Source organism: Oerskovia sp. NPDC060287, assembly GCF_042726775.1.
Lineage (GTDB): Bacteria > Actinomycetota > Actinomycetes > Actinomycetales > Cellulomonadaceae > Oerskovia > Oerskovia merdavium.
Genome location: NZ_JBHXBO010000030.1, coordinates 1 through 26,335, shown reverse-complemented (window position 1 = coordinate 26,335; position 26,335 = coordinate 1). Strand labels below are relative to the sequence as shown.

Genomic DNA, 26,335 nt, shown 5'->3' with positions numbered 1-26,335 from the left:
CCGCTCAGAGGCGGCGCTCCCGACGGAACAGCGAGCGGGCCCACACGTAGCCGGCGACGCCGATCACGACGCACCACGCCACGGCCTGCACCGCGGTCGAGCCCTCGAGGCCCGCACCGCCCGCGAGCAGGCCGCGCACGGTGTCGATGATGGGCGTGAACGGCTGGTGCTCGGCGAACCAGCGCACGGCGGTCGGCATGGTCTCGACGGGCACGAACCCGCTGCCGAGGAACGGCAGGAGCAGCAGGATCATGGGGGTGTTGCTCGCGGTCTCGACGCTGCGCGCGTTGAGCCCCATGGCGACGCACAGCCAGTTGAGGGCGATCCCGAGCAGGACGAACAGGCCCAGCAGTGCGAGCCAGTCGAGCGCGTCGGCCTCGGGGCGGTAGCCCATCGCGACCGCGGCGCCCAGCACGAGGACGAGCGCGATCAGGGCCTGGACGACGAACCCGAGCACGTGGCCGGACAGCACCGACCCGGGCGAGATCGCCATGGTCTTGAACCGGGCCATGATGCCGCTCGCGGCATCCATGGCGGCGCTCACGGCGACCGACGTCGCTCCCCCGACCACGGTGATGACGAGGAGCGTGGGCGTGATGTAGTCCAGGTAGGCGGCGCGTCCGTCGGCACCGGGCGTGACCCCGGGGGCGACGCCCGCGCCGAACGCCCCGCCGAACACGTACACGAACAGCAGGAGCATGACCAGGGGGCCGGCGACGATGAACATCGTCAGTCCCGGGTAGCGCACCGCGCGCAGCAGGCTGCGGCGCAGCATCGTCAGGACGTCGGCGAGCGGTCGGGGGCGCGCGACGGTGGTGGGTGCGGTGGTGGCGATGGCGGTCATCGGACGTTCTCCTTGTCCTGTGTCGTTCCGGTCTCTTCGTCGGTGGTCGGTTCGGTCAGCGCGAGGAACACCTCGTCGAGCGAGCCGGCGTCGTGCACGGCCTTGAGCTCGGCGGGCGTGCCCTCGGCGACGACGCGCCCGTCGTGCAGGACGGCGACCGAGTCGGCGAGCCGGTCGGCCTCCTCGAGGTACTGCGTGGTCAGCAGGATCGTGGTGCCGCCTGCGACGAGGGCCCGCACCTCGTCCCACAGGGTGATGCGGCTGCGCGGGTCGAGGCCCGTGGTCGGTTCGTCGAGGAACACGACCGACGGCGTCCCGACGAGCGTCATCGCGAGGTCGAGCTTGCGCTTCATGCCGCCCGAGTAGGTGGCCACGGGCTTCCCCGCGGCCTCGGCGAGTCCGAACTGCTCGAGCAGGTCGGCCGTCCGGCGGCGGCCGGCCGGCCGGCCCAGGTGGTTCAGGTCGGCCATGAGACGCAGGTTCTCGGTGCCGGTGAGGAGCTCGTCGACCGCGGTGATCTGACCGGTCACGCCGATCGAGGCGCGCACCGCGTCGGGCTCGCGAGCCACGTCGTGACCGGCGACCCGCACGGTGCCGGCATCCGCCGCCAGGAGGGTCGACAGGACGCCGACCGTGGTGGTCTTGCCGGACCCGTTCGGGCCGAGGAGCGCGGTCACGGTCCCGGCGGGGACCACGAGGTCGACCCCGTCGAGCACGAGCTGCTTGCCGGACTTCGACGTGTAGGACTTGCGCAGGCCGGCGACCTCGATCGCGGGCCCGCGGGCTGTGGTGGTCATGGGCTTCTCCTTCGATGGTGGTGGACGTGCGGGTGGAGCGACGATCAGGTGGGGCACGGGGTGCAGAAGGGCGGGGAGACGTTCAGGCGTGCGGCCGGCGGACGACGACGTCGCCGTAGCTCGTGCCGGCACGGACCTCGACGGTCAGGTCGCTCTCGTCGGGCCCGGCCGCGTCCTGCAGGAGGTTGCGGACGGCACCGTGCTGCGACGTCGCGTCGAGCCATGCGGCGGTCCCCTCAGGGACCCCGACCTCGATCGAGCCGTACGAGCTCTCGAGCTGGACGCGACCGCTCGCGGCCTGCTCGACACGGATGTTCCCGTGCGCGCACCTCGCGACGGTGTCGCCGAGCGAGCGGTCGATCGCGATCTCCCCGTGGGCGCCGTTCACCTGCAGGCTCCCGGTGGTCTGCCCGATCTCGGTCGTGCCGTTCGGGACCTTGACGACCGCGTCGCCGTCGAGCGCGCGGGCGCGCAGTCCTCCCGCCGAGACCACGGCGTCGACGGCGCCGGAGACCCTGCCGACGGTGAGCGAGCCCGCCGAGACCTTGATGTCGAGGCGTTCGACGTCGTCGAGCCGGGCGTTGCCGCCGTTGAGGTTCAGGTCGACCACGCCGAGCCTGCCCTCCGCGTACAGCGAGCCCGCCTTGCCGCGCAGGTTCGACCCGGCAGGGAGCTCGATGGTGACCTTGGCGCCGCCCGACGCGAACGGCAGGACGTACTGCTTCCACGAGCTGGGGTAGACGATCCTGATCGTGTCGCCGTCACGCTCGACGCGCGTCTCCTCGGCGGCTCGCACCGAACCGGACTTGGTCGGGTCGGCCGGCAGCACGGTCACGACGACGTCGTCGCGCTCGCCGGCGACCACGTACAGGTTGCCGAACGGGACGTCGATGACGACCGGGACGGGGGTGGGGGCAGCAAAAGTGGGCATGACGGATCCTCCAGAGGGCTGTTCGTGTCCGCCCCGCGGTGGCGGGGCGCCGGGATGTGGTGTGTCGGGTGGTGTCAGCGCACCCAGCCGGTCACACGACCGGAGGTGCTCGTGGCCCGGACGGGCGGGCGGGACGTGGCAGCGGGTGCGAGCGCCGCGGCGACCGCACGCACGAGCCACGTGTTGACGGACATGCCCTCACGAGCCGCCGCTTCCTCGACCTGTGCCTTGAGCTGGTCAGGGAGGCGGAGGGTCGTGCGGGACGTGCTCACGTCGTCGGGGTCGAGGACCGCTGCGCGGGCGGGTTCCGCAGGCGGGGTGGTCGCTTCCTCGAAGCGCGAGCTCGGGGCCGGGGTCACGACGAACTCGGGGTCACGACCGCGCAGTCGCACGTCGACCGCACCCGGGGCGAGCTCGGCCGTGATCTCGTCGGCCGCGGTCGAGAGCGCCTCGAGCAGGACGAGACGGACGGCGGCGTCGAGCGGGGCCGTCAGACGACCGGCGAGCTCACGCGCGTCGTCCCCGCCTGCGGCGGCCGCGGTGGCGAGCTGGTGCTGCAGCTCGTCGACATATCTCGTAAGTTCCATGACGCCACTATGACACCACGCATGGTGTCAATGCAATAGATGTGGCGTCACTCTTTTGACAACATGGTGTCATCGAGACATCACGCCGACGTTTCCGCAGGTCAGGGCGCTGACGCCTCCTGCCCTGCTTGCCCCGCCCACCGAGCAGGAATCGAGAAGCCCCACGTCGGTGCCCCCGGCTAACGTGTCCCGCAGACCTGTCCGCGCGTCACGTCGATCCTGCGTGCGGAGCGGGTCCGGCCGTCCGACGATGGACGGACCACGTCCGGCGCCACCGGCAGGGATCGCGACCTGCCCACCAGGAGGAGACAGATGAGCACCGCCACGAGCACGGGCACCGCCGTGCCCGCACCGCACGTCGCCGACACCCACGACATGATCCGCGTGCAGGGCGCCCGGGAGAACAACCTCAAGGACATCAGCGTCGAGATCCCCAAGCGTCGGCTCACGGTCTTCACCGGGGTCTCCGGCTCGGGCAAGAGCTCGCTCGTCTTCAGCACCATCGCGGCAGAGTCCCAGCGCATGATCAACGAGACCTACAGCGCGTTCCTCCAGGGCTTCATGCCCTCGCTCGCGCGCCCCGACGTCGACCTGCTGGACGGCCTGACGACCGCGATCATCGTCGACCAGGAGCGCATGGGGGCCAACCCTCGTTCCACGGTGGGCACCGTGACCGACGCCAACGCGATGCTGCGCATCCTCTTCAGCCGGCTCGGGCAGCCGCACATCGGCTCGCCGCAGGCCTACTCGTTCAACGTCCCGTCGGTCTCGGGCAGCGGCGCCATCACGATCGAGCGCGGCGGCAAGACGCAGGCGGAGAAGGCCTCGTTCCACCAGCTCGGCGGCATGTGCCCGCGCTGCGAGGGCAAGGGCAGCGTGACCGACTTCGACCTCACGGCCCTGTACGACGACAGCAAGTCGCTCAGCGAGGGCGCGCTGACGATCCCGGGCTACTCGATGGACGGCTGGTACGGGCGCATCTACCGGGGCAGCGGGTTCTTCGACGCCGACAAGCCGATCAGCAGGTTCACCAAGCGCGAGCTGCACGACCTCCTCTACAAGGAGCCGACCAAGATCAAGGTCGAGGGCATCAACCTCACGTACGAGGGCCTGATCCCCAAGATCCAGAAGTCCTTCCTGTCCAAGGACGTCGACGCGATGCAGCCGCACATCCGGGCGTTCGTCGAGAAGGCCGTGACGTTCCAGACCTGCCCCGAGTGCGACGGGACGCGGCTGAGCCCCGAGGCCCGCTCGTCGAAGATCCGCGGCAAGAGCATCGCGGACGTCTGCGCGATGCAGATCAGCGACCTCGCCGAGTGGGTCCGCGGTCTCGACGAGCCCTCGATGACGCCCCTCCTCAAGGGGCTCCAGCACCTGCTCGACTCGTTCGCCGAGATCGGCCTGGGGTACCTCTCGCTCGACCGACCCTCGGGGACCCTGTCGGGTGGCGAGGCGCAGCGCACCAAGATGATCCGCCACCTGGGGTCCTCGCTCACCGACGTCACGTACGTGTTCGACGAGCCGACCATCGGGCTGCACCCGCACGACATCCAGCGCATGAACACGCTGCTGCTCCAGCTGCGGGACAAGGGCAACACGGTCCTCGTCGTGGAGCACAAGCCCGAGGCGATCACGATCGCGGACCACGTCGTCGACATCGGCCCGGGGGCCGGGCGGCACGGGGGCACCATCTGCTTCGAGGGCACGGTCGACGGGCTGCGCGCGAGCGACACCACGACGGGCCGCCACCTCGACGACCGCGCGAAGGTGAAGTCGAGCGTGCGTGCGCACCGGGGCGCGCTCGAGGTCCGGGGCGCGACCGAGCACAACCTGCAGGGGGTGGACGTCGACGTCCCGCTCGGGGTCCTGTGCGTCGTGACGGGCGTCGCCGGGTCGGGCAAGAGCTCGCTGATCCACGGCTCGGTCGCGGGCCGTGAGGGGGTCGTCGTGATCGACCAGAGCGCGATCCGCGGCTCGCGACGGAGCAACCCGGCGACCTACACGGGCCTGCTCGAGCCGATCCGCAAGGCGTTCGCCAAGGCCAACGGGGTCAAGCCCGCCCTCTTCAGCGCCAACTCCGAGGGGGCGTGCCCCGTGTGCAACGGTGCAGGCGTCATCTACACCGACCTCGGTGTCATGGCCACGGTCGAGACCCCCTGCGAGGAGTGCGGCGGCAAGCGGTTCCAGGCCTCGGTGCTCGAGTACACGCTGGGCGGGAAGAACATCGCCGAGGTCCTCGCGATGTCCGTCACCGAGGCCGAGGAGTTCTTCGCCACGGGCGAGTCACGCATCCCGGCCGCCCACTCGATCCTCACGCGGCTCGTCGACGTCGGGCTGGGCTACCTGAGCCTCGGCCAGCCCCTCACGACGCTCTCGGGCGGTGAGCGCCAGCGGATCAAGCTCGCGACGCAGATGGGGGCCAAGGGCGACGTCTACGTGCTCGACGAGCCCACGACGGGCCTGCACCTGGCCGACGTCGAGCAGCTCCTCGGCCTGCTCGACCGGCTCGTCGAGTCGGGCCGGTCGGTCGTCGTGATCGAGCACCACCAGGCGGTCATGGCGCACGCCGACTGGATCATCGACCTCGGCCCGGGAGCGGGTCACGACGGCGGCCGGATCGTCTTCGAGGGCACGCCCGCCGACCTGGTGGCCGACCGCTCGACCCTGACCGGTCAGCACCTCGCGGCGTACGTCGCCCCCTGACAGGGCAGCGCGGCGGTCCCGTCCGGGACGCCCGTGCCCGACGGCGCGACTCACCGAGGAGGTGAGCGGCGCCGTCGGGCAGGGGGCGGCGCACGCGACGCGGGGCCCCCTCGGACACGCCACCAGCTGGGGCCGCCCGGCCCCACCGCTCCCCCGGCACTCCCCTCACTGCCGGGCCATCGCGATCCGCAACCGCTCCTCGGGGTCGATGAAGTGGTCGTGGTCGTCGCTCCCCAGGTCGATCTGGACCCAGTGGATCTTGCCCGTGAAGCGGCTCGTCCGCGGCGTGTAGTCGGGGCTGACGGGGGTGCCGGACTCGTACCCGACGTCGGTCGTCTCGTCCGCCGAGAAGATCATGGGCTGCGTCGCACCGACCCGGCCGGTCCCGACAGGTGCCCCGTCGTGGAAGAGCGTCACGTCGCCGCCCTTCCCGAGGCCGCCACCGTCGTAGGCGAGTTCCATGCGGACCTGGTGCGTGCCCGCGGGGACCGGGACGTCGGCCTCGGTCGCGAACTCCTGGATCCCGAGCACGTTGTAGACGAACTTCACCGTGCCCTCCTTGGCGTAGACGGACCAGCCCCCGAAACGCCCACCCTGCGCGACGATCACCCCGTGCGCGCCGCCCTCGGGGACCTCGATCTCCGCGGTGACCGAGAACGACTTGTTCTTGACGTTGATCACGCTGTTCTCGGAGAGGCGCCCCATCCCGGGGAACAGGAGCTGGCTCGTGCCGTGGACCAGCGTGGGGCGCCCCGCGAGGTCGGAGCTCAGCCGCTCTCCCCCGCGGTCGTCGAGCGGCAGCACGTCGTGCTTGACCGCCTCGATGAGCCAGAGCCGCTGGAGCTCGTGCAGCTTCTCGGGGTGCTCGGCGGCGAGGTCGCGCGCCTGGCTGTAGTCGGCGCTGCCGTCGTAGAGCTCCCAGACGTCGTCGTCGAACGCGACCGTCGTGCCGCCCACGAGGATCCACGGGGTGCGGTGCTTGGTGACCGCGCTCCACCCCTTGTAGTAGACGCCTCGGTTGCCGAACATCTCGAAGTACTGCAGGTCGTGCCGCTCGGGGACGTCGGCACCGGCGAACGAGTAGAGCATGCTCGTGCCCTCCATGGGCGACTGGAGGACGCCGTTGACCATGGTCGGCTCGGGCAGCCCCGCGGCCTCGAGGATCGTCGGAGCCACGTCGATGCAGTGCGCGAACTGCGAGCGCAGCCCGCCCTTCTCCGCGATCCCGTTCGGCCAGTGCACGATCGTGCCGTTGCGCGTGCCGCCCCAGTGCGAGGCCACCTGCTTGGTCCACTGGAACGGCGTGTCCATCGCGTGGGCCCAGCCCACCGCATAGTGGTTGTACGAGGACGGGGATCCGAGCTCGTCCAGCTTGGAGAGCAGGAACTCGGGGGTCTCGATCCCGGCCATGCCGTTGAAGTTCGCCATCTCGTTGAACGCCCCGTTGACCGTGCCCTCGGCCGAGGCGCCGTTGTCCCCGATGATGTAGTAGACCAGCGTGTCGCCCAGGACCCCGAGGTCGCTGATCGCGTCGATGACCCGCCCCACGTGGTGGTCGGTGTGCTCGAGGAAGCCCGCGTACACCTCCATCTGACGCGCGAGGACCGGCTTGAGGTCGGCCGGCATGTCCGCCCAGGAGGGGATCTCCTCGTGCCGGGGAGTCAGCTCCGCGTCGCCGGGCACGACCCCGAGCTCCTTCTGGCGCGCGAACGTCCGCTCGCGCAGCGCGTCCCAGCCGTCGTCGAAGACCCCGGCGTACCGGTCGGCCCACTCCTTCGGGACGTGGTGCGGCGCGTGCGTGGCCCCCGGCGCGAAGTACGCGAAGAAGGGCCTGTCCGGCATGAGGGCCTTCTGGGTGCGGATCCAGCTGATGGCACGATCGGCCAGGTCCTCGGTCAGGTGATAGCCCTCCTCTGGCGTCGCGGGCGGCTCGACCGGCGTCGTGCCGTCGTAGAGCGCCGGGTCCCACTGGTTGTTCTCCCCGCCGATGAAGCCGTAGAACGTCTCGAACCCGCCGCCCGCCGAGGGCCACGCGTCGAACGGCCCCATGGGCGAGGACTGCCACACCGGCACCTCGTGGCACTTGCCGAACTGCGCGGTCGAGTACCCGTTGAGCTTGAGGGTCATCGCGAGCGGAGCCTTGGTGTTGGGCTTGATCGAGCTGTTGCCGGGCGCGGACGTCGCGGTCTCGGTGATGCTCCCCATGCCCACCGAGTGGTGGTTGCGCCCGCTGAGCATGGCGGCCCGCGTGGGGGCGCACAACGCCGTGGTGTGGAAGCGGTTGTACGTCAGCCCGCCGGCGGCGAGCCGCTCCGCCGTCGGGGTGCTGCACGGGCCACCGAACGCGCTCGACGCGCCGAAGCCCACGTCGTCGAGCAGGACGATGAGGACGTTCGGGGCTCCCTCGGGCGGGAGCAGCGGCTCGATCGGCGGGTACGACGTGTCGGGGTCCTTGGCGTCGTACGTCGTGAGCCCAGGTCGCGGCCGGTCCGGGACGGGCAGCATGGTGCGGGCGTGCTGGTCGGGACGCATGAGGGCTCCGCTCGGTCGAGGACGAGGACGAGGACGCAGGTTCCTCCCACGGTAGGAACGGCTGCTCGAGGGCACATCACCCAGTCCGCGTGATCGTCGGCGCCTCCGCCACCGGTCGCTCCTCGGCGCAGGGTGGCTCGGCGCCCGCTGGAAGTACCTCCGACGACCGGCGCGGCGCGCACCTGCGCCCTATGGTGTGAGGGTGAGCGACGAGCCGGCGACGGCACGAGCGGTCCAGGGCCTCGACGGACTGCTCCTCGAGGCCAAGTTCGCCGTGCCGAAGCGGCACGCCCCGGTCGTGAGCCGGGCCCACCTGATCGACGCGACCCGCGCGAGCGGTCGGCGCGTCGTGGGGGTCACGGCGCCGCCCGGCTACGGGAAGTCGACCCTGCTGGTCGAGTGGGCCGAGCGTGACCCCCGTCCCGTCGCGTGGGTCACGCTCGACCGGCTCGACGACGACCCGGCGAGGCTGCTCGTCGTGCTCGCCTCGGCCTTCGCGCGCCTGGGCGAGGGGCGCCCCGACCTCGTGGCGGACATGGTCGGGCCTGACACGTCGCTCCTCGGGCGGGCAGCGCCCCGGCTGGCGTCGGCCCTGCGCTCGAGCCCCGAGCCGTTCGTCCTCGCGCTCGACGACCTCCACGAGGTGCGGTCGACGGCCTGCCACGACGTGCTGGGCGTGGTGCTCGAGGGCATCCCCGAGGGATCCCAGCTGGTCGCGGCGAGCAGGGACGAGCAACCCCACCTCGCGCGCCTGCGCGCGGTGGGCGAGTCGGTCGAGATCGTCGCGGAGGACCTCGCGCTCGACGTCTCGGGTACCGAGCAGGTCTTCGCCGCCTCGCAGGTCACGCTCACGCGGGACGTCGCGACGAGCGTGACCGAGCGGACCGAGGGCTGGCCCGTCGGCGTGTACCTCGCCTCGCTCGTGGCCGCGGACGACGGCTCGGGCCCCGAGACCGTGACCGGCACGGACCGTTACGTCGCGGACTACCTCCAGCGTGAGTCGTTCCGTCGGCTGTCCGCCGAGACCCGGCTGTTCCTGCGGCGCACCGCGGTGCTCGACGAGCTCGGCGCACCGTTGTGCGACGCGCTGCTCGGGGTCCGCTCCTCGACCCGGATCCTGCGGGCGATCGAGGCCTCGCACCTCTTCCTCGTCCCGGTCGACCGGCACCGGCAGTGGTTCCGCTACCACGCGCTGTTCCGCGAGTTCCTCCTCGACGAGCTCCTCGCGACCGAGCCCGAGCTCGCCGACGCCCTGCGGACGCGGGCCGCCGACTGGTACGAGGAGAACGGCTCGCCCGAACGCGCGATCGAGATGCTGCTCGCGACCCCCGACGTCGAGCGGACCTCCCGGCTCGTCGCGCGCGTCGTGATGCCCCAGGTCCAGGCAGGCCGGGTCACCACGATCGACCGCTGGCTGGCAGCGCTCGGCGACGAGGCCATCACGAAGTACCCGCCGCTCGCGGTGCTCGCGGGCCTGGTCGCGGTGCACGAGGGGCACGCGGCCACGGCCGAGCGGTGGGGAGCCGTGGTCGACGCAGCCTCGTTCGACGGCGAACCGGTCGACGGGACCGCCTCGTTCGCGTCGGCGCGCGCCATGTTCCGGGCGCTGCGCTGCCCCGACGGACCCCAGCAGATGCTCGACGACGTCGGCACCGCCCTGGACTGCGAGCCCGCGTGGAGCCCGTGGCGGGACACGGCGCTCGCCCTGAGCGGCGACGCCCTGCGTCTCGTCAGGGACGAGGACGCAGCGACCGACCAGCTCGAGCGGGCCGCTGCGGCGGCCGAGGAGCTCGACCACGCGAGCACGCTCGTGCTCGCCGAGGCCCAGCTCGCGCAGCTCGACATGGATCACGACCGCTGGGCGCGCGCAGGCGACCGGGTCCTCCGGCTCCTCGACGTGATCGACGCACGCCGGATGCACGACTACCCGACGAGCGCCCTCGGGTTCGCGCTGGCCGCGCGGTACCGCCACCATGCGGGCGACCTCGCGGGAACGCGCGCGCTGCTCACCCGGGCGATGCGTGCACGGACCTTCAGCACGTACGCGTTCCCGACGCTCGCGGTCCGCACCCGGCTCCAGCTCGCCCGGACGAGCTGGGCCACCGCTGACGCCTCGACCGTCAACCACCTCCTGCGGGAGATCGACGACGTGCTGCTGCGTCGCCCGGCGCTCGGCGCACTCGCGGACGAGGTGGTCGAGCTGCGCCGTGCGTTCGACGCAGCCTCGCGCGCGACGGCCCTGCCGACGTCGGGCACCCCCCTGACCCCCGCCGAGCTGCGCCTCCTGCCCTACCTGCAGACCCACCTGACGATCCGCGAGATCGGGGAGCGGCTCTTCGTGTCCCGGAACACGGCCAGCTCGGAGATCGGGTCCATCTACCGCAAGCTCGGGGTCTCGAGCCGGAGCGACGCCGTGCGCACCGCGATCGACCGAGGGCTGCTGGGCGCCTGAGCGCTCACCCGGGCTCCCGGGCGTCGAACGGGTCGAAGCCGAGGGCGAGGGCGAGCTTGGGCGCTGCGGCGACGACGCTCGGCAGGCCGACGATCGGGATGGTCGCCGACAGGACGTCGACGATCTCGGCCGTGGTCGCCCCGGCGTTGACGGCGTCGTCGACCTCGCTGCCCCAGGTCGGCTCGGCCCCTCCGACCGCGACGAGCGCCGCCAGGCGGACGAGGGCGAGAGTCTTGGGATCGAGGACCACCTCTTCGACCTCCAGGTCCTCCTCGAGCCGTGCGTCGTTGGCGGCGAAGCGCCGTAGTCGGTCGGTGTAGTCCACGTCGTCCCCTTCGGTCCGGTCACCGGGTCCTGTCCACCCATTGCCGCACGCGGGCCGACGGGCGCGCATCACCACGATCACATGATTCGCGCCGGCACCGGGTGCGCCACACGACCCGAACTTCATGCGGTCTGCATGACGACGCGCGCCCACCGTCGGCGCACTCTGGTCCCAGACAGGGCGAAGCGCGCGGCTGTGGGCCGGCGCCCGCCCCCCGGAGGAAAGGACGACCGACCCATGACACAGGAGCCGACCGACCTGCAGGAGTCGGGACCCATCGACTACCTGATCGTCGAGTTCCCGTCGGAGGCCATGACGGGCGAGGCGTTCCCCCTGCTGGTCGACCTGGTCGACCGAGGGATCGTCAGGGTGCTCGACCTGCTCGTGCTCCGCAAGGAGGACGACGGGACCGTGACGGGGCTCGAGCTCGACGAGCTCGCCGACGGCACGACCGGGCTCGAGATCTTCGCGGGGGCCGTGTCCGGCCTCCTGGGGCACGAGGACCTGGTCGAGGCGGCGCAGGCCGTCGAGCCGGGCAGGACGGCAGCGGTGCTCGTCTACGAGAACGTCTGGGCCGCCCCCTTCGCGACGGCCCTGCGCCGAGGCGGCGCACAGCTCGTCGCGGGAGGCCGCATCCCCGTGCAGGCCGTGCTCGCCGCGCTCGAGGCCGACGAGACCACCGACTGATCCCGGACCGACCGAGGAGGCTCACCATGCCAGGACTCATCCGAGGAGTCGCACGCACCGCCGTCGTGGCCGGGACGGCGACCGCCGTCTCCAACCGTGTCTCGCGGCGTCAGGCGGGACGCTGGGCCGCCCAGGAGGCCCCGCCACCGCAGCAGCAAGCACCCCAACCGACGTACGCACCCGCGCCGCCGGCCCCCGCACCCGCACCGGCACCGGTCGACATGGACGCCCGGATCGCCCGGCTCACCCAGCTCGCCGCGCTGCGCGACCAGGGCGTCCTGAGCCCCGCAGAGTTCGAGGCCCAGAAGTCTCAGATCCTTGCCGGTTGACCGGCACCCGTACGAGGAGGACGTCAGATGGACAGCTTCATGGACTGGTTCTGGTTGATGATCTGGTGGTTCTTCTTCTTCATGTACCTCATGATCCTGTTCCGGATCCTGGCAGACCTCTTCCGCGACCACGAGCTCAGCGGCTGGTGGAAGGCGTTGTGGATCATCGCGCTCGTGCTGGTCCCGTTCCTCACCGCGCTGGTCTACGTGATCGCGAGGGGCCGTGGCATGGCCGAACGGCAGATGCAGGACGTCTCCCAGGCCAAGGCCCAGACCGACGCGTACATCCGCGACGTCGCCGGTGCGGACGCCTCGGCCGCGTCCCAGATCAGCCAGGCCAAGACCCTGCTCGACTCGGGGGCGATCACCGAGGACGAGTTCGCCACGCTCAAGGCCAAGGCGCTCGCCTGAGGTCCCAGGGAACGCGGGACCGACGTGGCCGACCACGGGAGCCCCGGGGCCCGTGGTCCGGCCGCGCCCGGGGCCGCGAGTCCCCCGGCCGGGCCCGTACCGGGAGCCCCCGGCAGCCCGACCGCTCCGGGCGGCACCGTTGCTGCGGTCCACCGGCACCTCGAGCTGGTGGCCGCGATCCTGCTCGGGGTCGCCACCGTCATGACGGCCTGGTCGGCGTTCCAGAGCGCACGGTGGGGCGGTGAGATGGCCACGTCGTACAGCGCGGCGGGAGCTGCACGGACCGAGAGCAACCGTGCCTCGACGCTCGCCGGGCAGCAGACCATCATCGACGTCCAGCTGTTCACCGACTGGTTGAGCGCGCTCGACGCGGAGCAGGGACGCGTCGGGCCGTCGCCGGGCTACGTCCCCGACCCGGCGACCTACTCGGGCTTCCTCTACGCGCGGTTCCGCGAGGAGTTCCGGCCCGCCGTGGACGCCTGGGTCGCCCAGGACCCCTCGGAGAACCCCGACGCCCCGCCCAGCCCGTTCGCGATGGACGAGTACGTCCTGGCCGCGACCCAGGAGTCGCAGCGGCTCGAGGAGAAGGCCGACGCGGCCGTCACCCTGGCTCACCGTGCCAACGCCGTCAAGGACGACTACGTGCTCGCCACGGTGCTGTGCGCGTCGGTGCTGTTCTTCGGGGGGATCGGCGCCAAGCTCTCCTCGCCGCGTCTGCGCCTCACGCTGGTCGGGATCGGCGGGGTCGTCCTGCTCGCGACCCTCGGCGTCCTGATCTCCTACCCGGTCCAGGTGTAGCCCCATGAACATCGTGCTCGCAGCACTCGTCACGATCGGGGCGACCGCGGTCACGGTCACGGCCATGCTCCTCGTGCGCGCCCGGGCGCCCGAGGGCAGCCGCTTCCACGACGGGGACCGCGCGTCGGGCGTGTTCGGTGTCCTCGCGACGGGCTTCTCGGTGCTGCTGGGCTTCATCATCTTCCTCGCCTTCGAGTCCTACGACGAGGCGCGGAGCGGGGCCGAGGACGAGGCGCAGATCGTCGCCCAGCAGCTCCAGACCGCGCAGTTCCTGCCGCAGGACGTGGCGTCCACGTTGTCCGGCCAGCTCGTCTGCTACGCCCGCTCGGTCTCGACGACCGAGTGGGAGGCCCTGGCCGACGGCCGGCTCGGCGAGGCCGTCAACCCGTGGGGGGTCGAGATGTTCCGCACGATCAAGGGCGTGGAACCGGTGTCCGACACCGAGCAGTCGGCCTACGACCGGTGGATGGACCAGACGGCCGACCGCGAGCAGGCGCGCCAAGCACGGGTCCACGGCGCCGAGGGACTGATCCCCCTGCCGCTCTGGCTCGTGCTGTTCGTCATCTCGGCGACCATCTTCGTCTTCATGCTCTTCTTCGCCGACTCGGCCGAGGGCGCCGTCACGCAGTCGGTCCTCATGGGCAGCGTCACGCTCGTCATCTCGCTCATGCTCTGCCTGCTCGTCTTCTTCGACCATCCGCACGGGCACCAGGTCGGCAAGCTGCAACCGGTCGCGATGCAGCGCACGTTGGTCCTCATCGACACCCAGCTCGGTGCGGCGGGCCTCTCCGTGACACCACCGTGCGACGAGGACGGCCGCGCGAAGTGAACCACCCCGGGACGCGCGGCGCCGCACGGTGCCCCGTGCTCGGGCCCGGACCGCGGGCCCCGGCGAGCGAGAGAGAGCTCAGTCCTCGCCGTAGAACACGCGCTCCATGACGGCGCGGGCGCGCCGGGCCGTGCGCAGGTACCGCTCCTCGAGCTCGGCCCCCGACTCCTCACCGATCACCCGGGCCAGTCCGGCGAGCGCACGGACCTCGTGCGGCAGGACGTCGGCCGTGGGTCCCCCGGTGCGCCCGGACCAGAGCACGAGCGCGCTGCGCAACCGCGACGCGAGGTGCCAGGCCTCGCCCAGGGTCGCTGCGTCGTCGGGCGTGACGATGCCCGCGTGCGAGGCCGCCTCGAGCGCGTCGATCGTGGACGTCGTCCGCAGGCCGGCCACCTCGTGCGCGTGCTGGAGCTGGAGGAGCTGGACGGTCCACTCGACGTCGGAGACCCCGCCACGTCCCAGCTTGAGGTGGCGTGAAGGATCGACGCCGCGGGGCAGCCGCTCGGCCTCGACGCGCGCCTTGATGCGCCGGACCTCGCGCTCGGTCGCGGGCTCGACCCCGCCCGCCGGGTAGCGCATCGGGTCGACGAGGGCGACGAAGCGCTCGCCGAGACCCGGGTCTCCTGCGACGGGCCGCGCGCGCAGCAGGGCCTGGCTCTCCCACGCGGACGACCACCGGTCGTAGTACTCGGCGTACGACTCGAACGAGCGCACGAGCGGGCCGTTGCGTCCCTCGGGCCGCAGGTCGGCGTCGACCGGCAGGCCCGGCTCGGGGCCCATGTCCCCGAGCAGCGAGCGCAGGCGCGTCGCGACCAGGAGCGCGAACGCCTGGGCGTCGCGGTCCGCCGCGCCGTCGACGGGCTCGTGGACGAAGAGTACGTCGGCGTCCGAGCCGTACCCCATCTCCCGGCCACCGAGGCGCCCCATGGCGACGACCTGCAGCCGCGCCGGGTCGTCGGCCGGGCCCGCGATCCCGAGCTCCTGGCGCGCCACGAACTGCGCGACCCGCAGCCCGCCCACGAGCACCAGGTCCGCGGCGTCGGAGATCGCGCGCGCCGCGTCGACCGCGTCCACGACGCCGAGGATCTCCGCGGCCCCCGTCCGGGCGAGCTCGCGACGCCGCACCGCCCGCAGCGCCTTGGCCGCAGGCCCCGCGACGTCTGCTCGCGTGAGGATCGCGTCGGCCTCGACCGCGAGCCGAGCCGCTCCGCGCGGGGCCAGCTCGGCGTCGTCCGCGAGCCAGGCCACGGACTCGGGCGAGCGCGACAGCGCGTCGGCCATGTAGCGCGAGCTCGACAGGAGCGTCGCGAGCCGGTGCGCGGCCGAGCCCGAGTCGCGCAGCAGCTTGAGGTACCAGTGGGTCGACCCCAGCTCCTCGGACAGCGTGCGGAAGTTCAGGAGACCCGCGTCCGGGTCCGCGCCCTCGGCGAACCAGCCGAGCATCACGGGCAGGAGCTGGCGCTGGATCGCGGCACGCCGGCTCACGCCCTCGGTCAGCGCGACGACGTGACGCATCGCGCCCGCGGGGTCGCGGTAGCCGATCGCCTGGAAGCGGGCCTTGGCGGCCTCCGGCGCGAGGCTCGCCTCCTCGGTCGACAGCTGGGCAGTGGCCGGGAGCAGGGGCCGGTAGAACAGCTCCTCGTGGAGAGCGCGCACCTCGCGGCGCGTCGCGCGCCACCGTTCCATGAGCCCCTCGGCGCCCTCGGAGCGCATGCCCACCGACCGGGCCAGACGGCGCAGGTCGTCCTCTCCGGTCGGGATGAGGTGGGTTCGGCGCAGGCGGAAGAGCTGGATGCGGTGCTCGAGCGAGCGCAGGAACCGGTAGCAGGCGGCCAGGCGCGCGGCGTGCTCGCGACCGACGTAGCCGCCCGCGGCCAGTGCGGCGAGCGCCGTGAGCGTGCTGGGGCTGCGGATCGACTCGTCTGCCCGGCCGTGCACGAGCTGCAGGAGCTGGACCGTGAACTCGACGTCCCGCAGTCCCCCCTTGCCGAGCTTGAGCTGGCGGTCCGCCTCGGCGGCCGGTACGTGGTCCTCGACCCGCCGACGCATGGCCTGGGAGTCCTCGACGAAGTTCTCGCGCGCCACGGCCGTCCACACGAACGGGTTGATCGCGGCGTGGTAGGCCGCCGCGAGCTCGGCGTCCCCCGCGACCAGCCGTGCCTTGAGCAGCGCCTGGAACTCCCACGTCTTGGCCCAGCGCTCGTAGTACGCGAGGTGGCTCGCGAGGCTCCGCACGAGCGGGCCGTTCTTGCCCTCGGGGCGCAGCGCGGCGTCGACGGGCCACAACGGTGGCTCCGAGGACGTGCCCGAGCAGACGCGCGCGAGCCCCGTCGCGAGACGTGCGCCCACGCTCGTGGCGTAGGCCTCGTCGTATCCCTCGGCAGGCTCGGCGACGTAGATCACGTCGACGTCCGACACGTAGTTGAGCTCGCGTCCCCCGCACTTGCCCATGCCCATCACAGCGAGCCGGACGCCCACGCCCTGGTCGTCGAGCTCGGAGCGGGCGACCGCGAGCGCGGCCTCGAGCGCGGCGGCAGCCAGGTCCGCGAGCGCCGCGGCCACGGCCGGCATCGCGGCCAGAGGGTCCGGCGCCGTGAGGTCGGTCGCGGCGATCCGCAGGATGCGCGCCCGGTAGGCCCGGCGCATCGCGTCGGTGGCCACGGCCGCAGGGAGCGCCGCGACGGGCTGCCCTGCGTCGGGGTCCGCGTCCACGGCACGCAGCAGCTCGGCGCGCACGGTCTGCGCGGGAACCCCGGTCCCGGGGGCGGGGTCGGCCACGACGTGCAGCAGCTCGGGGTGGGAGACCAGGTCGTCGCCGAGCGCGACCGAGGCGCCGAGCACGGCCAGGAGCCGGTCACGACCGGTCGGGGCGGGGCCGTGCGACGCCGCGTCTTCCGCGGTGTCGTCCGAGCCTGGGCGTGAGTCGGTCGCCGCGGCGCCCGCACCCGCAGCCTTGCCGGCAGTGTCGGCAGTGTCGGCCGGCAGCTCGTCGGCGTCCGCTGCGTCAGCGACCGCCGCCACCCCCGAGAGCACGTCCCTGAACACGGCGCACGACGCCTCGTCCCCGGCCACCGCGCTCGACAGTCGCGCGAGCTGGAGCAGAGCGAGGTCCGGGTCGGCCGTCGCCCCGACGGCGGCGAGCAGCTCCTCGGGCAACGGTCCGAGGACCCCCACGAGGTCCTTGTCGTCGAGCAGCGACACCGAACGGGTGACGTCGGCGAACCCGAGCCTGCGCAGCCGGGAGGTCGGGGTGGTCCGCCGCGACCCTCCGGGCGCGCCGAGGCTGCTGAGGTGAGCGCCGCCGTCGGGCCCCGGGATCAACGCGACCACCAGGACCCGACGTGCCGAGGCAAGAACGGGCTCACAGGACCTGCAGGAACCGCTTCAGCTCGAACGGCGTGACCTGCGAGCGGTACGCGTCCCACTCCTGGCGCTTGTTGCGCAGCACGAAGTCGAACACGTGCTCGCCCAGGGTCTCGGCGACGAGCTCGGACGTCTCCATGATCTGGATCGCGGCGTCGAGCGACTGCGGCAGCGGCTTGATCCCGAGCGCACGACGCTCGGAGTCGGTGAGCTCCCACACGTCGTCCTCGGTCTCCTCGGGGAGCTCGTAGCCCTCCTCGATGCCCTTGAGGCCCGCCGCGAGGATGACCGCGTACGCGAGGTACGGGTTGGTCGCGGAGTCCAGGGCGCGGTACTCGATGCGGCTCGAGTTGCCCTTGCCCGGCTTGTACATGGGCACGCGCACGAGAGCCGAGCGGTTGTTGTGGCCCCAGCAGACGTAGCTCGGGGCCTCGGCCCCGCCCCACAGGCGCTTGTAGGAGTTCACGTACTGGTTGGTGATCGCGGTGATCTCCGCGGCGTGGACCAGCAGGCCCGCGATGAACGAGCGGGCAGTCTTGGACAGCTCGAACTGCGCACCGGGCTCGTGGAACGCGTTGCGGTCGCCCTCGAACAGCGACAGGTGCGTGTGCATGCCCGAGCCCGGCTGGTCGGCCATGGGCTTGGGCATGAACGACGCGAAGACCCCCTGCTCGAGCGCGACCTCCTTGACGACCGTGCGGAACGTCATGAGGTTGTCGGCCGTGGTCAGGGCGTCGGCGTAGCGCAGGTCGATCTCGTTCTGGCCGGGACCGGCCTCGTGGTGGGAGAACTCCACCGAGATGCCCATCGACTCGAGCATCGTGATCGCCGCGCGACGGAAGTCGTGCGTCGATCCGCGGGCCAGGTGGTCGAAGTACCCGCCCTGGTCGACCGGGACGAGCGGCGACGAGGCGTCCGCCGGGTGGTTGAAGAGGTAGAACTCGACCTCGGGGTGCGTGTAGAACGTGAAGCCCTTGTCGCTCGCCTTGGCCAGCGCGCGCTTGAGCACGTTGCGCGAGTCCGCGAGGGAGGGCTCGCCGTCGGGGGTGAGGATGTCGCAGAACATCCTGGCCGTCCCGTGACGGTCGCCGCGCCACGGCAGCACCTGGAACGTCGTCGGGTCGGGGCGCGCGATCATGTCCGCCTCGTACACGCGCGTGAGGCCCTCGATCGAGCTGCCGTCGAAGCCGATGCCCTCCGAGAAGGCCGACTCGAGCTCCGCGGGCGCGATCGCGACCGACTTGAGCATCCCCAGCACGTCGGTGAACCAGAGACGGATGAAGCGGATGTCGCGCTCCTCGACCGTGCGGAGCACGAACTCCTGCTGCCTGTCCATGGCTACATCCTGCCTGATGAGTGTGTCGAGCGGGTTACGGCGCGTCCGGACGGTGCGACGTGTCGCCAGCGTGCCACGACCACGCGCGCAACGGTACCGATGGGCACCTGACCGGCGGGTTCGCATAGGCTGGCGAGCATGGCAGACCTGCGGATCGCCCTCGCACAGATCGACACGTGCGTCGGAGCGATCGACCAGAACACGGCGAAGATCCTCGAGTGGACCCGGCGCGCGGCGGGCGAGGGCGCCCAGCTCGTCGCGTTCCCCGAGATGACGCTCACGGGCTACCCGATCGAGGACCTGGCGCTGCGGGCGTCCTTCCGTCGCGCCGCGTGGGCCGCAGCGGCCGACGTCGCCGCGCAGCTCGAGCGCGAGGGCCTGGGCCACGTCACGGTCGTCCTGGGCACCGTGGGGACAGCCGGGGCGCCGGACTCGGCCGAGCGCGAGGCCTCCGGGGCCCCCGCCGACCTGCCGACCAACCGCGCGGTCGTCATCCAGCACGGCGAGGTCCTCGCCGCCTACGACAAGCACCACCTGCCGAACTACGGCGTGTTCGACGAGTTCCGCATCTTCGCGCCCGGCACCGAGCCGCTCGTCGTCGAGATCGAGGGCCGCGCGGTCGGCATCGTCATCTGCGAGGACATCTGGCAGGACGGCGGACCGATCACCACGCTGGGCGGGCTGGACGAGGCCGGGCACGGGATCGACCTGCTGCTGGTCCTCAACGGCTCTCCCTACGAGGAGGGCAAGGGGCACGTCCGCACCGACCTGGCGGCGCGCCGCGCGGCCGAGGTCGACGCACCGGTCGCGTACGTCAACATGGTCGGCGGGCAGGACGACCTGGTGTTCGACGGCGGGTCGTTCGTCGTGGGACCCGACGGCTCGGTCCTCACGTCCTCGCCGCAGTTCGTCGAGGACCTGCTGGTCTGGGACCTGCCCGCGCGGACGTCCTCCGCCGACCTGACGGGCACCGCGCCGGCGACCGTCTACCCCACGGGCCGCATCGCTCCCCCGCTGCACCCCGACGAGGAGGTGTACCGGGCCTGCGTCACGGGCCTGGCCGGGTACGTCCGCAAGAACGGCTTCCGGTCGATCGTCCTGGGCCTGTCCGGCGGGATCGACTCGGCGCTCTCCGCGACCCTCGCGGCCGACGCGATCGGCGGGCAGAACGTCGTGGGCGTCTCGATGCCCTCCTCGTACTCGTCCGAGCACAGCAAGGACGACGCCGCCGACCTCGCCAAGCGCCTCGGCGCCGACTACCGGGTGCAGCCCATCGCGCCCATGGTCGAGGCGTTCCAGGGCGAGCTCGCGCTCGAGGGCGTCGCCGAGGAGAACCTCCAGGCGCGCGTGCGCGGCGTGGTCCTCATGGCGATCTCGAACCGCGAGGGCCACCTCGTCATCGCGCCGGGCAACAAGTCCGAGCTCGCGGTCGGGTACGCGACCATCTACGACGCGGGCAGCATCGGCGGCTACGCACCGCTCAAGGACGTCGACAAGTCGCGCGTGTGGGCGCTCGCCCGCTGGCGCAACGACGCCGCGCTCGACGCGGGCGAGATCCCCCCGATCCCCGAGTCCTCGATCACCAAGCCGCCGTCGGCCGAGCTGCGGCCCGGCCAGACCGACCAGGACTCCCTGCCGCCCTACGACCTGCTCGACGAGGTCCTCGACGCGTACATCGAGCACGCGGAGGGACGCGCCGAGCTGCTCGCGCGCGGGTTCGACCCCGAGGTCGTGGACAAGGTCGTGACCCTCGTGGACCGCGCCGAGTGGAAGCGCCGCCAGTACCCCCTCGGCCCCAAGGTCACGTCGCTGGCCTTCGGCCGCGACCGCCGCCTGCCCGTCACGTCCCGCTGGCGCGAGCCCGTCGAGTAGCACGGCCGCCACACGAGCCCCAGCCGCCAGTCACCTATCCCGAACGACCGGCCCACCGACCACCGGCGGGCCGTACGACCTGGAGAGACGAGAGCATGTCCGCACACACCCAGCCCGGCCAGACCCCGGCCACGCCCGCCAAGCGCTTCCGCGTCCACCACCTCGCGGAGGCCAAGGCACGGCACGAGAAGCTCACGATGCTCACCGCGTACGACGCGGTGACGGCCCGCATCTTCGACGAGGCCGGCATCGACATGCTCCTCGTCGGCGACTCGATCGGGAACACCATGCACGGGCACCGGACCACGCTGCCCGTCACGGTCGACGACATGATCCCCGCCGCACGTGGCGTCGCGCGCGCCGCGCAGCGCGCGCTCGTGATCGTCGACCTGCCGTTCGGCTCGTACGAGGCCGGGGCCGAGCAGGCCCTCGGGACCGGCGTACGGATCATGAAGGAGACCGGGGCCCACGCGGTCAAGCTCGAGGGAGGGCGCCGCTCGGCGGCTCAGATCCGTGCGCTGACCGACGCGGGCATCCCCGTCGTCGCGCACCTGGGCTTCACGCCCCAGTCGGAGAACATCCTGGGCGGGCCGCGCGTGCAGGGACGCGGGGACGACGCCGCCGAGCGCCTGTGCGAGGACGCCGTCGCCGTGACCGACGCGGGCGCGGTCGCCGTGGTCCTCGAGATGGTCCCGGTCGAGGTCGCGGCGCGCGTCACGGAGATCGTGCGCATCCCGACCATCGGCATCGGCGCAGGACCCGAGTGCGACGGCCAGGTCCTCGTCTGGACGGACCTCGCCGGCATGACGGAGTGGTCGCCGCGCTTCGCCAAGCGGTTCGCGGAGATCGGCGCGGCCCTGGGCCGGGCCGCGCAGGACTACGCGGAAGAGGTCAAGGGCGGCACGTTCCCGGACGCGGCGCACAGCTTCGAGAAGTAGCCCCTCCCCGCCCGACGGCGTCGCTCCCCCGGGTGCAGCGGTGCACCCGGGGTGCGTGGCGTCGTCGGGCGTCGCTGTGCCTGAGAGCCGGCTACCCCGCCCAGGCGACCACGCCCGCGGTGATCGCGTCCGCGTAGCGCTGGCGCCCCTCCTCGGAGGACATCAGCGCAGCCTCGTCGGGGTTGCGCATCTCGCCCAGCTCGAGCAGCACCGCGGGGCGCTCGGCGAGGTTGAGGGTCCCGAGGTCGCCGCGCCGCGAGACCGCGCCGGCGACGCTGCCCGAGGGCGGGAAGCCCGCCGACGCCAGGGCTCCGACCATGTCCGTCGCGAGACGCTCGCTCGACGCCGCGTTCTCGGCGCGCAGCCCCTCGTCGATCTCGACGGCCGGCGGCGGGTCCGCCACGATGACGAAGAACCCCCGCGCGGCCTTGTCGTCGCTGCCGTTGGCGTGGACCGAGACGAGCACGTCCGCGCCCGCGTCCTGGGCGGACCGCCCCCTGACGTCGACGCACGGTCCGACGCCCTGGTCGTCGGACCGGGTCACCACGACCTGTGCACCGAGCGCCTCGAGCGCAGCGCCCGCTCGGGACGCGACGTCCCAGGTGAACGCGTGCTCCGGGTAGCCCGCGTCGGTGGACGTGCCGACCGTGTTGCACGGCTTGGAGCCCCCGCGACCGTCCGGCACGGGTGCACCGACCTGGTCCGGGTGCTGGGCGTTCGCGCCGTTGTGGCCAGGGTCGAGCGCGACCGTCAGCCCGGTCAGCGGGAGCGACGCAGGGTCCGGTGGGGACGACCTGCCGGAGCCGGCGACGCCTGCGAGGCCGGGCACGTCGTCGGCGTCGGACGCACCCGAGGTGCGCTCCGTCGTCGGGCTCGGGGAGGGCGCCGGACGCCCGTCGTCGCCGCTGCCGAACGCGAGCCACGACACCCACCCCACCGCGAGGCCCGCAAGGAGCACGGCCAGTGCGACCGTCCACCGCCGCGCCGGACCGGACGGATCCGTCACTTGTCGCGCTCGCGCTCCCGTTCCTCCTCGTCCCAGGCCTCGGAGCGGGCCCGGGCCAGCTCGAGCGCCTGGGCCGCGGCCTCACGCGTGGGGTACGGGCCCATGCGTGAGGACCACGCCGACTGCGGGCCCTTCGAGACCTCCCCCGTGCGCGTGTCGAAGTAGTACTGGTCCTCGGAGACCGGGTCGCCGTCGTCGGAGAATCGTTCCTTCGTCATAGGACGATCCTGCCTCACCCGCGCGCACGGCGTCGGCCGTACGCACCGGGCCACGGGCACTCCGTAGACTGGCGGCATGCCCGATTCCTCCGTCCTGACCGCCCCACGCGGACCGTTGGTCCCGGGGTCGGTCTCTCCCCTGCGCGTCGTGCCACGCTCGATCGCGCGGCCCGAGTACGTGGGACAGCCCGGCCCGCAGCCCTTCACGGGCGACGACGTCGTGGACCCCGAGACCCTCGACCGGATCCGGGTCGCGAGCCGCATCGCTGCCCAGGCCCTCGCCGAGGTCGGGATGCACGTCGCCCCCGGCGTGAGCACCGACGAGCTCGACCGGATCGGGCACGAGTTCCTCCTGGACCACGGCGCCTACCCTTCGACGCTCGGCTACCGCGGCTTCCCCAAGTCGTTGTGCACGTCGCTCAACGAGGTCGTGTGCCACGGGATCCCCGACTCGACCGTCATGGTCGAGGGCGACATCGTCAACGTCGACATCACGGCGTTCATCGGCGGGGTCCACGGCGACAACAACGCCACGTTCGCGGTCGGGGAGATCAGCGAGGAGGCCGCGCTGCTCGTGCAGCGCACGCGCGAGTCGCTCGACCGGGCCATCAAGGCCGTGCGCCCCGGGCGCGAGGTCAACGTCCTGGGCCGCGTGATCGAGAAGTACGCGCACCGGTTCGGCTACGGCGTGGTGCGCGAGTACACGGGCCACGGCGTGGGCGAGTCTTTCCACTCGGGGCTCGTGATCCCCCACTACGACGCGGCCCCCGACCACGACACCGTGATGGAGCCGGGCATGGTCTTCACGATCGAGCCCATGCTGACGCTCGGCAGCCCCGAGTGGCGCACGTGGGACGACGGGTGGACCGTAGTCACCGCGGACAGGTCGCTGACCGCCCAGTTCGAGCACACCCTGGTCGTCACCGAAGACGGAGCGGAGATCCTGACCCTGCCATGAGCAAGCACTCACACCACCACCACGGGCTGGCCTTCGGGATCGACGTCGGCGGCAGCGGCATCAAGGGCGCACCCGTCGACCTCGCGACGGGCGAGTTCGCCCAGGAACGCCACCGCATCCCGACGCCGCAGCCCTCCACGCCCGAGGCCGTCGCCAAGGTCATCGCCGAGCTCGTCGACGAGTACGACCTGCCGCACGACGTCCCGATCGGCGTGGCCTTCCCCGGCCCCATCCACCACGGCGTGATCGGGTTCATCGCGAACCTCGACAAGTCCTGGAAGGGCGTCGACCTGCCCGCTCTCCTCAAGAAGGAGACCGGGCGCCACGTCGTCGCGGTCAACGACGCCGACGCCGCCGGCATCGGCGAGGTCCGCTACGGCGCGGCCAAGGACACCAAGGGCGTGGTCCTGCTCGCGACGCTGGGCACGGGCATCGGCAGCGCCCTGGTCGTCGACGGGATCCTCGTGCCCAACACCGAGCTGGGCCACCTCGAGATCGACGGGTTCGACGCCGAGTCGCGGGCCGCGGAGTCGGCACGCGGGCGCGAGGACCTCTCGTGGGAGGAGTGGGCCGCTCGGCTCCAGCGCTACTTCGAGGTCGTCGAGATGCTGTTCTCGCCCGACCTGATCGTGGTCGGCGGCGGGATCTCCAAGCACCACGAGAACTTCCTGCCGCTGCTGCACCTCAAGGCGCCCATCATCCCGGCCGAGCTGCGCAACGCCGCGGGCATCGTGGGCGCTGCCGCACTGGCAGCCGAAGGAGCCGGGCTGGCCTGACCGCCTGCGCGCCCTGACCTGGTCCTGCTGTGCCCTAGGCCCGCAGGGTCAGGTCAGGTGGTCGCCAGACGCCGCCCACCGCGCGTGGTCCGGCCCGCCTCGTGGCGGGTCAGACCGCGGTCTGGTGCCGCGGCCCGTCGTGCTCGACGTGGTGCGTCGGCAGCCCCGGGAAGATGTCGATCACACCCAGCATCTCCAGGACGTCCGTCACCACCGTCGGAGGGTTGCGCAGGCTCACCTGCAGGCCCTCCTCGCTGCCGATCGTGTAGAACTGCACGAGGAACGCGATGCCCGTGGAGTCCATGAACGTCACCTTCGAGGTGTCGATCACGACCGGCACGTCCCGGTCCAGTGCGTTCGCCAGTGCCGCGCTCGCCTCGCTGCGCAGCGCCACGTCGATCTCGCCCCACATGTCCACGACACTCGAATCCGGCTGCTCGAGGAGAGTGATACCGCCGGTGGTCGTCGTCTTGCTCGGAGTCATGAGTCCAGAGCCCCCGCTCGTCGTGTTCTCGGCACCCCGACGTCTGGAGCCCCGTCAACAGAGCCAGGGTACCCCCAAGAGGCGCTGACATGACAGCATTCTGGGGATCGCTTTACCTGGGATGCCGCTGGCGTGCATCTTTGGGCGAATTCTCACCGTGGTCTCCTTCGCGGCCCTTGACCTGCTCTGGGCCGGTGGCTCGCGGCGGGCAGGTGCCCGACCGGCGTCGTACGGTCGAAGGACCTGCTGTCGTCCAGACCTCGAGAGGTGGTCATCATGCCCCGGCGCGACCCCGGTCCGTCCGTCAAGGACAAGGAGCTGTACGAGACCCTGCGCGACGAGGGGAGCTCGAAGGAGAAGTCCGCACGCATCGCGAACGCGGCGGCCGCGTCGTCCCGCAGCGCGGTCGGCACGAAGGGCGGGTCGTCGCCCGCCTACGAGGACTGGACCGTGGCCGAGCTGCGCAAGCGAGCCCGGGAGATCGGGATCGAGGGCCGCTCGACCATGCGCAAGAACGAGCTCGTCTCGGCGCTGCGGAACCACTGAGCGGGGCCGGCGTGGACAGCGGCGACGACGGGAGCGGCAGGGGGCCCGCGAGCGCGGGCGGCGGTGCCGGCACGACCGACTCTCGCCACGAGTCCGTCGAGGAGCGTGCGGACCGCAACTGGGCCGAGCTCCTGCAGGAGCTGCGCGTGACGCAGATGGGCGTGCAGATCCTCACCGGGTTCCTGCTGACGCTGCCGTTCCAGCAGCGCTTCGGGGAGCTCGACGACACCCAGCGCACCATCTACCTGTGCCTCGTGGTGCTCTCGGTGCTCGCGACGGGCCTGCTCGTGGCTCCCGTGTCGCTGCACCGCCTGCTGTTCCGCAAGCACCTCAAGGCCCGGCTCGTGACGTCGGCCGACCGGTTGGCGCGCGTGGGGCTCGTGGTGCTCGCTCTCGTCGTGGCGGGGACGGTGCTGCTCATCTTCGACGTGGTCGTCGGGCCGACGGCCGCGGTGATCGCGGCAGGCGGTGCGCTCGTGCTGTTCGCGCTGCTCTGGGTGGTGCTTCCGGTCGCGCTGATGCGGCGAGCGGGGGCCGCAGACCGGTGAGGGCTCAGACGCGGCGGTCGTAGACCTCGTCGGCCGGCGGACCGGCGAGGTCGAACACCCGCGCC

The 26,335-nt window shown here is 72.1% G+C and carries 24 protein-coding genes; 13 read left to right on the top strand and 11 right to left on the bottom strand.

Features of this window, described 5'->3' with window-relative positions; all coding sequences use genetic code 11:
- Positions 1 to 4 precede the first annotated feature (4 nt).
- The 4 genes from ACFWFR_RS04660 to ACFWFR_RS04645 form a co-directional block, all read right to left on the bottom strand.
- Complete coding sequence (locus ACFWFR_RS04660; RefSeq protein ID WP_191805520.1) at positions 5 to 844, bottom strand: ABC transporter permease; 840 nt, start codon at positions 842 to 844, stop codon at positions 5 to 7.
- Positions 841 to 1,641 (bottom strand): ABC transporter ATP-binding protein, encoded by an 801-nt coding sequence (locus ACFWFR_RS04655; protein ID WP_377621503.1) that lies wholly within the window; start codon positions 1,639 to 1,641, stop codon positions 841 to 843. The genes ACFWFR_RS04660 and ACFWFR_RS04655 overlap by 4 nt, the downstream gene beginning before the upstream one ends.
- An 82-nt stretch (positions 1,642 to 1,723) precedes the next feature.
- Positions 1,724 to 2,572 carry a DUF4097 family beta strand repeat-containing protein gene (locus ACFWFR_RS04650; protein WP_191805522.1) on the bottom strand — a complete coding sequence of 283 codons (849 nt, stop codon included), beginning with the start codon at positions 2,570 to 2,572 and terminating at the stop codon, positions 1,724 to 1,726.
- A 74-nt stretch (positions 2,573 to 2,646) separates the two neighbouring features.
- The gene (locus tag ACFWFR_RS04645) at positions 2,647 to 3,159 is read right to left on the bottom strand and encodes a ribbon-helix-helix protein, CopG family (protein ID WP_377617086.1); all 513 of its coding nucleotides are present in this window, start codon (positions 3,157 to 3,159) and stop codon (positions 2,647 to 2,649) included.
- 312 nt (positions 3,160 to 3,471) lie between these two features.
- Between ACFWFR_RS04645 and ACFWFR_RS04640 the strand changes: the two genes are divergently transcribed.
- Positions 3,472 to 5,862 carry an ATP-binding cassette domain-containing protein gene (locus ACFWFR_RS04640; protein WP_377621501.1) on the top strand — a complete coding sequence of 797 codons (2,391 nt, stop codon included), beginning with the start codon at positions 3,472 to 3,474 and terminating at the stop codon, positions 5,860 to 5,862.
- Positions 5,863 to 6,027: 165 nt separating this feature from the next.
- Here ACFWFR_RS04640 and ACFWFR_RS04635 read toward each other — a convergent pair whose 3' ends face one another.
- Positions 6,028 to 8,394, bottom strand: a complete 2,367-nt coding sequence (locus ACFWFR_RS04635; RefSeq protein ID WP_377621499.1) for an arylsulfatase — start codon at positions 8,392 to 8,394, stop codon at positions 6,028 to 6,030.
- A gap of 202 nt (positions 8,395 to 8,596) precedes the next feature.
- On the opposite strand from ACFWFR_RS04635, the gene ACFWFR_RS04630 reads away from it, so the two are divergent.
- Positions 8,597 to 10,846: a LuxR C-terminal-related transcriptional regulator gene (locus tag ACFWFR_RS04630; RefSeq protein WP_377621497.1), complete on the top strand. Its 2,250-nt coding sequence runs from the start codon at positions 8,597 to 8,599 to the stop codon at positions 10,844 to 10,846.
- Positions 10,847 to 10,850: 4 nt separating this feature from the next.
- Here ACFWFR_RS04630 and ACFWFR_RS04625 read toward each other — a convergent pair whose 3' ends face one another.
- Positions 10,851 to 11,171, bottom strand: coding sequence for a carboxymuconolactone decarboxylase family protein (locus tag ACFWFR_RS04625; protein ID WP_191805527.1), 321 nt, complete (start codon positions 11,169 to 11,171; stop codon positions 10,851 to 10,853).
- Positions 11,172 to 11,408: 237 nt separating this feature from the next.
- On the opposite strand from ACFWFR_RS04625, the gene ACFWFR_RS04620 reads away from it, so the two are divergent.
- From ACFWFR_RS04620 to ACFWFR_RS04600, 5 genes are read left to right on the top strand one after another with little or no spacing between them, the layout of a single operon-like run.
- Entirely contained in the window at positions 11,409 to 11,858 is a 450-nt protein-coding gene (locus ACFWFR_RS04620) for a DUF6325 family protein (protein WP_191805528.1), read from the top strand.
- A 26-nt stretch (positions 11,859 to 11,884) separates the two neighbouring features.
- Entirely contained in the window at positions 11,885 to 12,187 is a 303-nt protein-coding gene (locus ACFWFR_RS04615) for an SHOCT domain-containing protein (RefSeq protein ID WP_377621495.1), read from the top strand.
- A gap of 27 nt (positions 12,188 to 12,214) precedes the next feature.
- A complete protein-coding gene (locus ACFWFR_RS04610; protein WP_191805530.1) occupies positions 12,215 to 12,598 on the top strand; it encodes an SHOCT domain-containing protein in 384 nt (127 codons plus the stop codon).
- 24 nt (positions 12,599 to 12,622) lie between these two features.
- Positions 12,623 to 13,396 carry a hypothetical protein gene (locus ACFWFR_RS04605; protein ID WP_377621493.1) on the top strand — a complete coding sequence of 258 codons (774 nt, stop codon included), beginning with the start codon at positions 12,623 to 12,625 and terminating at the stop codon, positions 13,394 to 13,396.
- A 4-nt stretch (positions 13,397 to 13,400) separates the two neighbouring features.
- Entirely contained in the window at positions 13,401 to 14,225 is an 825-nt protein-coding gene (locus tag ACFWFR_RS04600) for a hypothetical protein (protein WP_377621491.1), read from the top strand.
- Between the two features lie 78 nt (positions 14,226 to 14,303).
- Here ACFWFR_RS04600 and ACFWFR_RS04595 read toward each other — a convergent pair whose 3' ends face one another.
- Together ACFWFR_RS04595 and ACFWFR_RS04590 are read right to left on the bottom strand one after the other, a co-directional pair.
- Positions 14,304 to 17,546, bottom strand: coding sequence for a bifunctional [glutamine synthetase] adenylyltransferase/[glutamine synthetase]-adenylyl-L-tyrosine phosphorylase (locus ACFWFR_RS04595; protein WP_377621505.1), 3,243 nt, complete (start codon positions 17,544 to 17,546; stop codon positions 14,304 to 14,306).
- 40 nt (positions 17,547 to 17,586) lie between these two features.
- Positions 17,587 to 18,924, bottom strand: coding sequence for a glutamine synthetase family protein (locus tag ACFWFR_RS04590; RefSeq protein WP_191805534.1), 1,338 nt, complete (start codon positions 18,922 to 18,924; stop codon positions 17,587 to 17,589).
- A gap of 138 nt (positions 18,925 to 19,062) precedes the next feature.
- Here ACFWFR_RS04590 and ACFWFR_RS04585 point away from each other — a divergent pair, with 138 nt between their 5' ends.
- Positions 19,063 to 20,796 (top strand): NAD+ synthase, encoded by a 1,734-nt coding sequence (locus tag ACFWFR_RS04585; RefSeq protein ID WP_377621489.1) that lies wholly within the window; start codon positions 19,063 to 19,065, stop codon positions 20,794 to 20,796.
- Positions 20,797 to 20,891: 95 nt separating this feature from the next.
- The gene (gene panB / locus ACFWFR_RS04580) at positions 20,892 to 21,734 is read left to right on the top strand and encodes a 3-methyl-2-oxobutanoate hydroxymethyltransferase (RefSeq protein WP_191805536.1); all 843 of its coding nucleotides are present in this window, start codon (positions 20,892 to 20,894) and stop codon (positions 21,732 to 21,734) included.
- Between the two features lie 91 nt (positions 21,735 to 21,825).
- Here panB and ACFWFR_RS04575 read toward each other — a convergent pair whose 3' ends face one another.
- Both ACFWFR_RS04575 and ACFWFR_RS04570 read right to left on the bottom strand, forming a co-directional pair.
- Complete coding sequence (locus tag ACFWFR_RS04575) at positions 21,826 to 22,740, bottom strand: N-acetylmuramoyl-L-alanine amidase (protein ID WP_377621487.1); 915 nt, start codon at positions 22,738 to 22,740, stop codon at positions 21,826 to 21,828.
- Positions 22,737 to 22,958: an SPOR domain-containing protein gene (locus tag ACFWFR_RS04570; RefSeq protein WP_354506612.1), complete on the bottom strand. Its 222-nt coding sequence runs from the start codon at positions 22,956 to 22,958 to the stop codon at positions 22,737 to 22,739. The genes ACFWFR_RS04575 and ACFWFR_RS04570 overlap by 4 nt, the downstream gene beginning before the upstream one ends.
- Before the next feature lie 76 nt (positions 22,959 to 23,034).
- Between ACFWFR_RS04570 and map the strand changes: the two genes are divergently transcribed.
- Positions 23,035 to 23,916 (top strand): type I methionyl aminopeptidase, encoded by an 882-nt coding sequence (map, locus tag ACFWFR_RS04565; protein WP_377621486.1) that lies wholly within the window; start codon positions 23,035 to 23,037, stop codon positions 23,914 to 23,916.
- Positions 23,913 to 24,692, top strand: a complete 780-nt coding sequence (ppgK, locus tag ACFWFR_RS04560) for a polyphosphate--glucose phosphotransferase (RefSeq protein ID WP_191805541.1) — start codon at positions 23,913 to 23,915, stop codon at positions 24,690 to 24,692. Before map ends, ppgK begins: the two co-directional genes overlap by 4 nt.
- Positions 24,693 to 24,801: 109 nt before the next feature.
- On the opposite strand, the gene ACFWFR_RS04555 is transcribed toward ppgK, so the two are convergent.
- Positions 24,802 to 25,176 (bottom strand): STAS domain-containing protein, encoded by a 375-nt coding sequence (locus ACFWFR_RS04555; protein WP_377621484.1) that lies wholly within the window; start codon positions 25,174 to 25,176, stop codon positions 24,802 to 24,804.
- A gap of 276 nt (positions 25,177 to 25,452) precedes the next feature.
- Here ACFWFR_RS04555 and ACFWFR_RS04550 point away from each other — a divergent pair, with 276 nt between their 5' ends.
- On the top strand, positions 25,453 to 25,722 hold the full coding sequence (locus ACFWFR_RS04550) for a Rho termination factor N-terminal domain-containing protein (protein WP_377621482.1): 270 nt from the start codon (positions 25,453 to 25,455) through the stop codon (positions 25,720 to 25,722).
- 11 nt (positions 25,723 to 25,733) lie between these two features.
- Positions 25,734 to 26,270, top strand: a complete 537-nt coding sequence (locus ACFWFR_RS04545; protein ID WP_377621481.1) for a DUF6328 family protein — start codon at positions 25,734 to 25,736, stop codon at positions 26,268 to 26,270.
- Positions 26,271 to 26,335: the final 65 nt, after the last annotated feature.

Excerpts from the sequence above, each read along its gene's own strand:
- ACFWFR_RS04650 (WP_191805522.1), bottom strand. The coding sequence starts at position 2,572 with ATGCCCACTTTTGCTGCCCCCACCCCCGTCCCGGTCGTCATCGACGTC.
- ACFWFR_RS04600 (WP_377621491.1), top strand. The coding sequence starts at position 13,401 with ATGAACATCGTGCTCGCAGCACTCGTCACGATCGGGGCGACCGCGGTC.
- ACFWFR_RS04610 (WP_191805530.1), top strand. The coding sequence starts at position 12,215 with ATGGACAGCTTCATGGACTGGTTCTGGTTGATGATCTGGTGGTTCTTC.
- panB (WP_191805536.1), top strand. The coding sequence starts at position 20,892 with ATGTCCGCACACACCCAGCCCGGCCAGACCCCGGCCACGCCCGCCAAG.
- map (WP_377621486.1), top strand. The coding sequence starts at position 23,035 with ATGCCCGATTCCTCCGTCCTGACCGCCCCACGCGGACCGTTGGTCCCG.
- ACFWFR_RS04645 (WP_377617086.1), bottom strand. The coding sequence starts at position 3,159 with ATGGAACTTACGAGATATGTCGACGAGCTGCAGCACCAGCTCGCCACC.
- ppgK (WP_191805541.1), top strand. The coding sequence starts at position 23,913 with ATGAGCAAGCACTCACACCACCACCACGGGCTGGCCTTCGGGATCGAC.
- ACFWFR_RS04640 (WP_377621501.1), top strand. The coding sequence starts at position 3,472 with ATGAGCACCGCCACGAGCACGGGCACCGCCGTGCCCGCACCGCACGTC.
- ACFWFR_RS04585 (WP_377621489.1), top strand. The coding sequence starts at position 19,063 with ATGGCAGACCTGCGGATCGCCCTCGCACAGATCGACACGTGCGTCGGA.
- ACFWFR_RS04635 (WP_377621499.1), bottom strand. The coding sequence starts at position 8,394 with ATGCGTCCCGACCAGCACGCCCGCACCATGCTGCCCGTCCCGGACCGG.
- ACFWFR_RS04660 (WP_191805520.1), bottom strand. The coding sequence starts at position 844 with ATGACCGCCATCGCCACCACCGCACCCACCACCGTCGCGCGCCCCCGA.
- ACFWFR_RS04655 (WP_377621503.1), bottom strand. The coding sequence starts at position 1,641 with ATGACCACCACAGCCCGCGGGCCCGCGATCGAGGTCGCCGGCCTGCGC.
- ACFWFR_RS04550 (WP_377621482.1), top strand. The coding sequence starts at position 25,453 with ATGCCCCGGCGCGACCCCGGTCCGTCCGTCAAGGACAAGGAGCTGTAC.
- ACFWFR_RS04590 (WP_191805534.1), bottom strand. The coding sequence starts at position 18,924 with ATGGACAGGCAGCAGGAGTTCGTGCTCCGCACGGTCGAGGAGCGCGAC.
- ACFWFR_RS04555 (WP_377621484.1), bottom strand. The coding sequence starts at position 25,176 with ATGACTCCGAGCAAGACGACGACCACCGGCGGTATCACTCTCCTCGAG.
- ACFWFR_RS04570 (WP_354506612.1), bottom strand. The coding sequence starts at position 22,958 with ATGACGAAGGAACGATTCTCCGACGACGGCGACCCGGTCTCCGAGGAC.
- ACFWFR_RS04615 (WP_377621495.1), top strand. The coding sequence starts at position 11,885 with ATGCCAGGACTCATCCGAGGAGTCGCACGCACCGCCGTCGTGGCCGGG.
- ACFWFR_RS04620 (WP_191805528.1), top strand. The coding sequence starts at position 11,409 with ATGACACAGGAGCCGACCGACCTGCAGGAGTCGGGACCCATCGACTAC.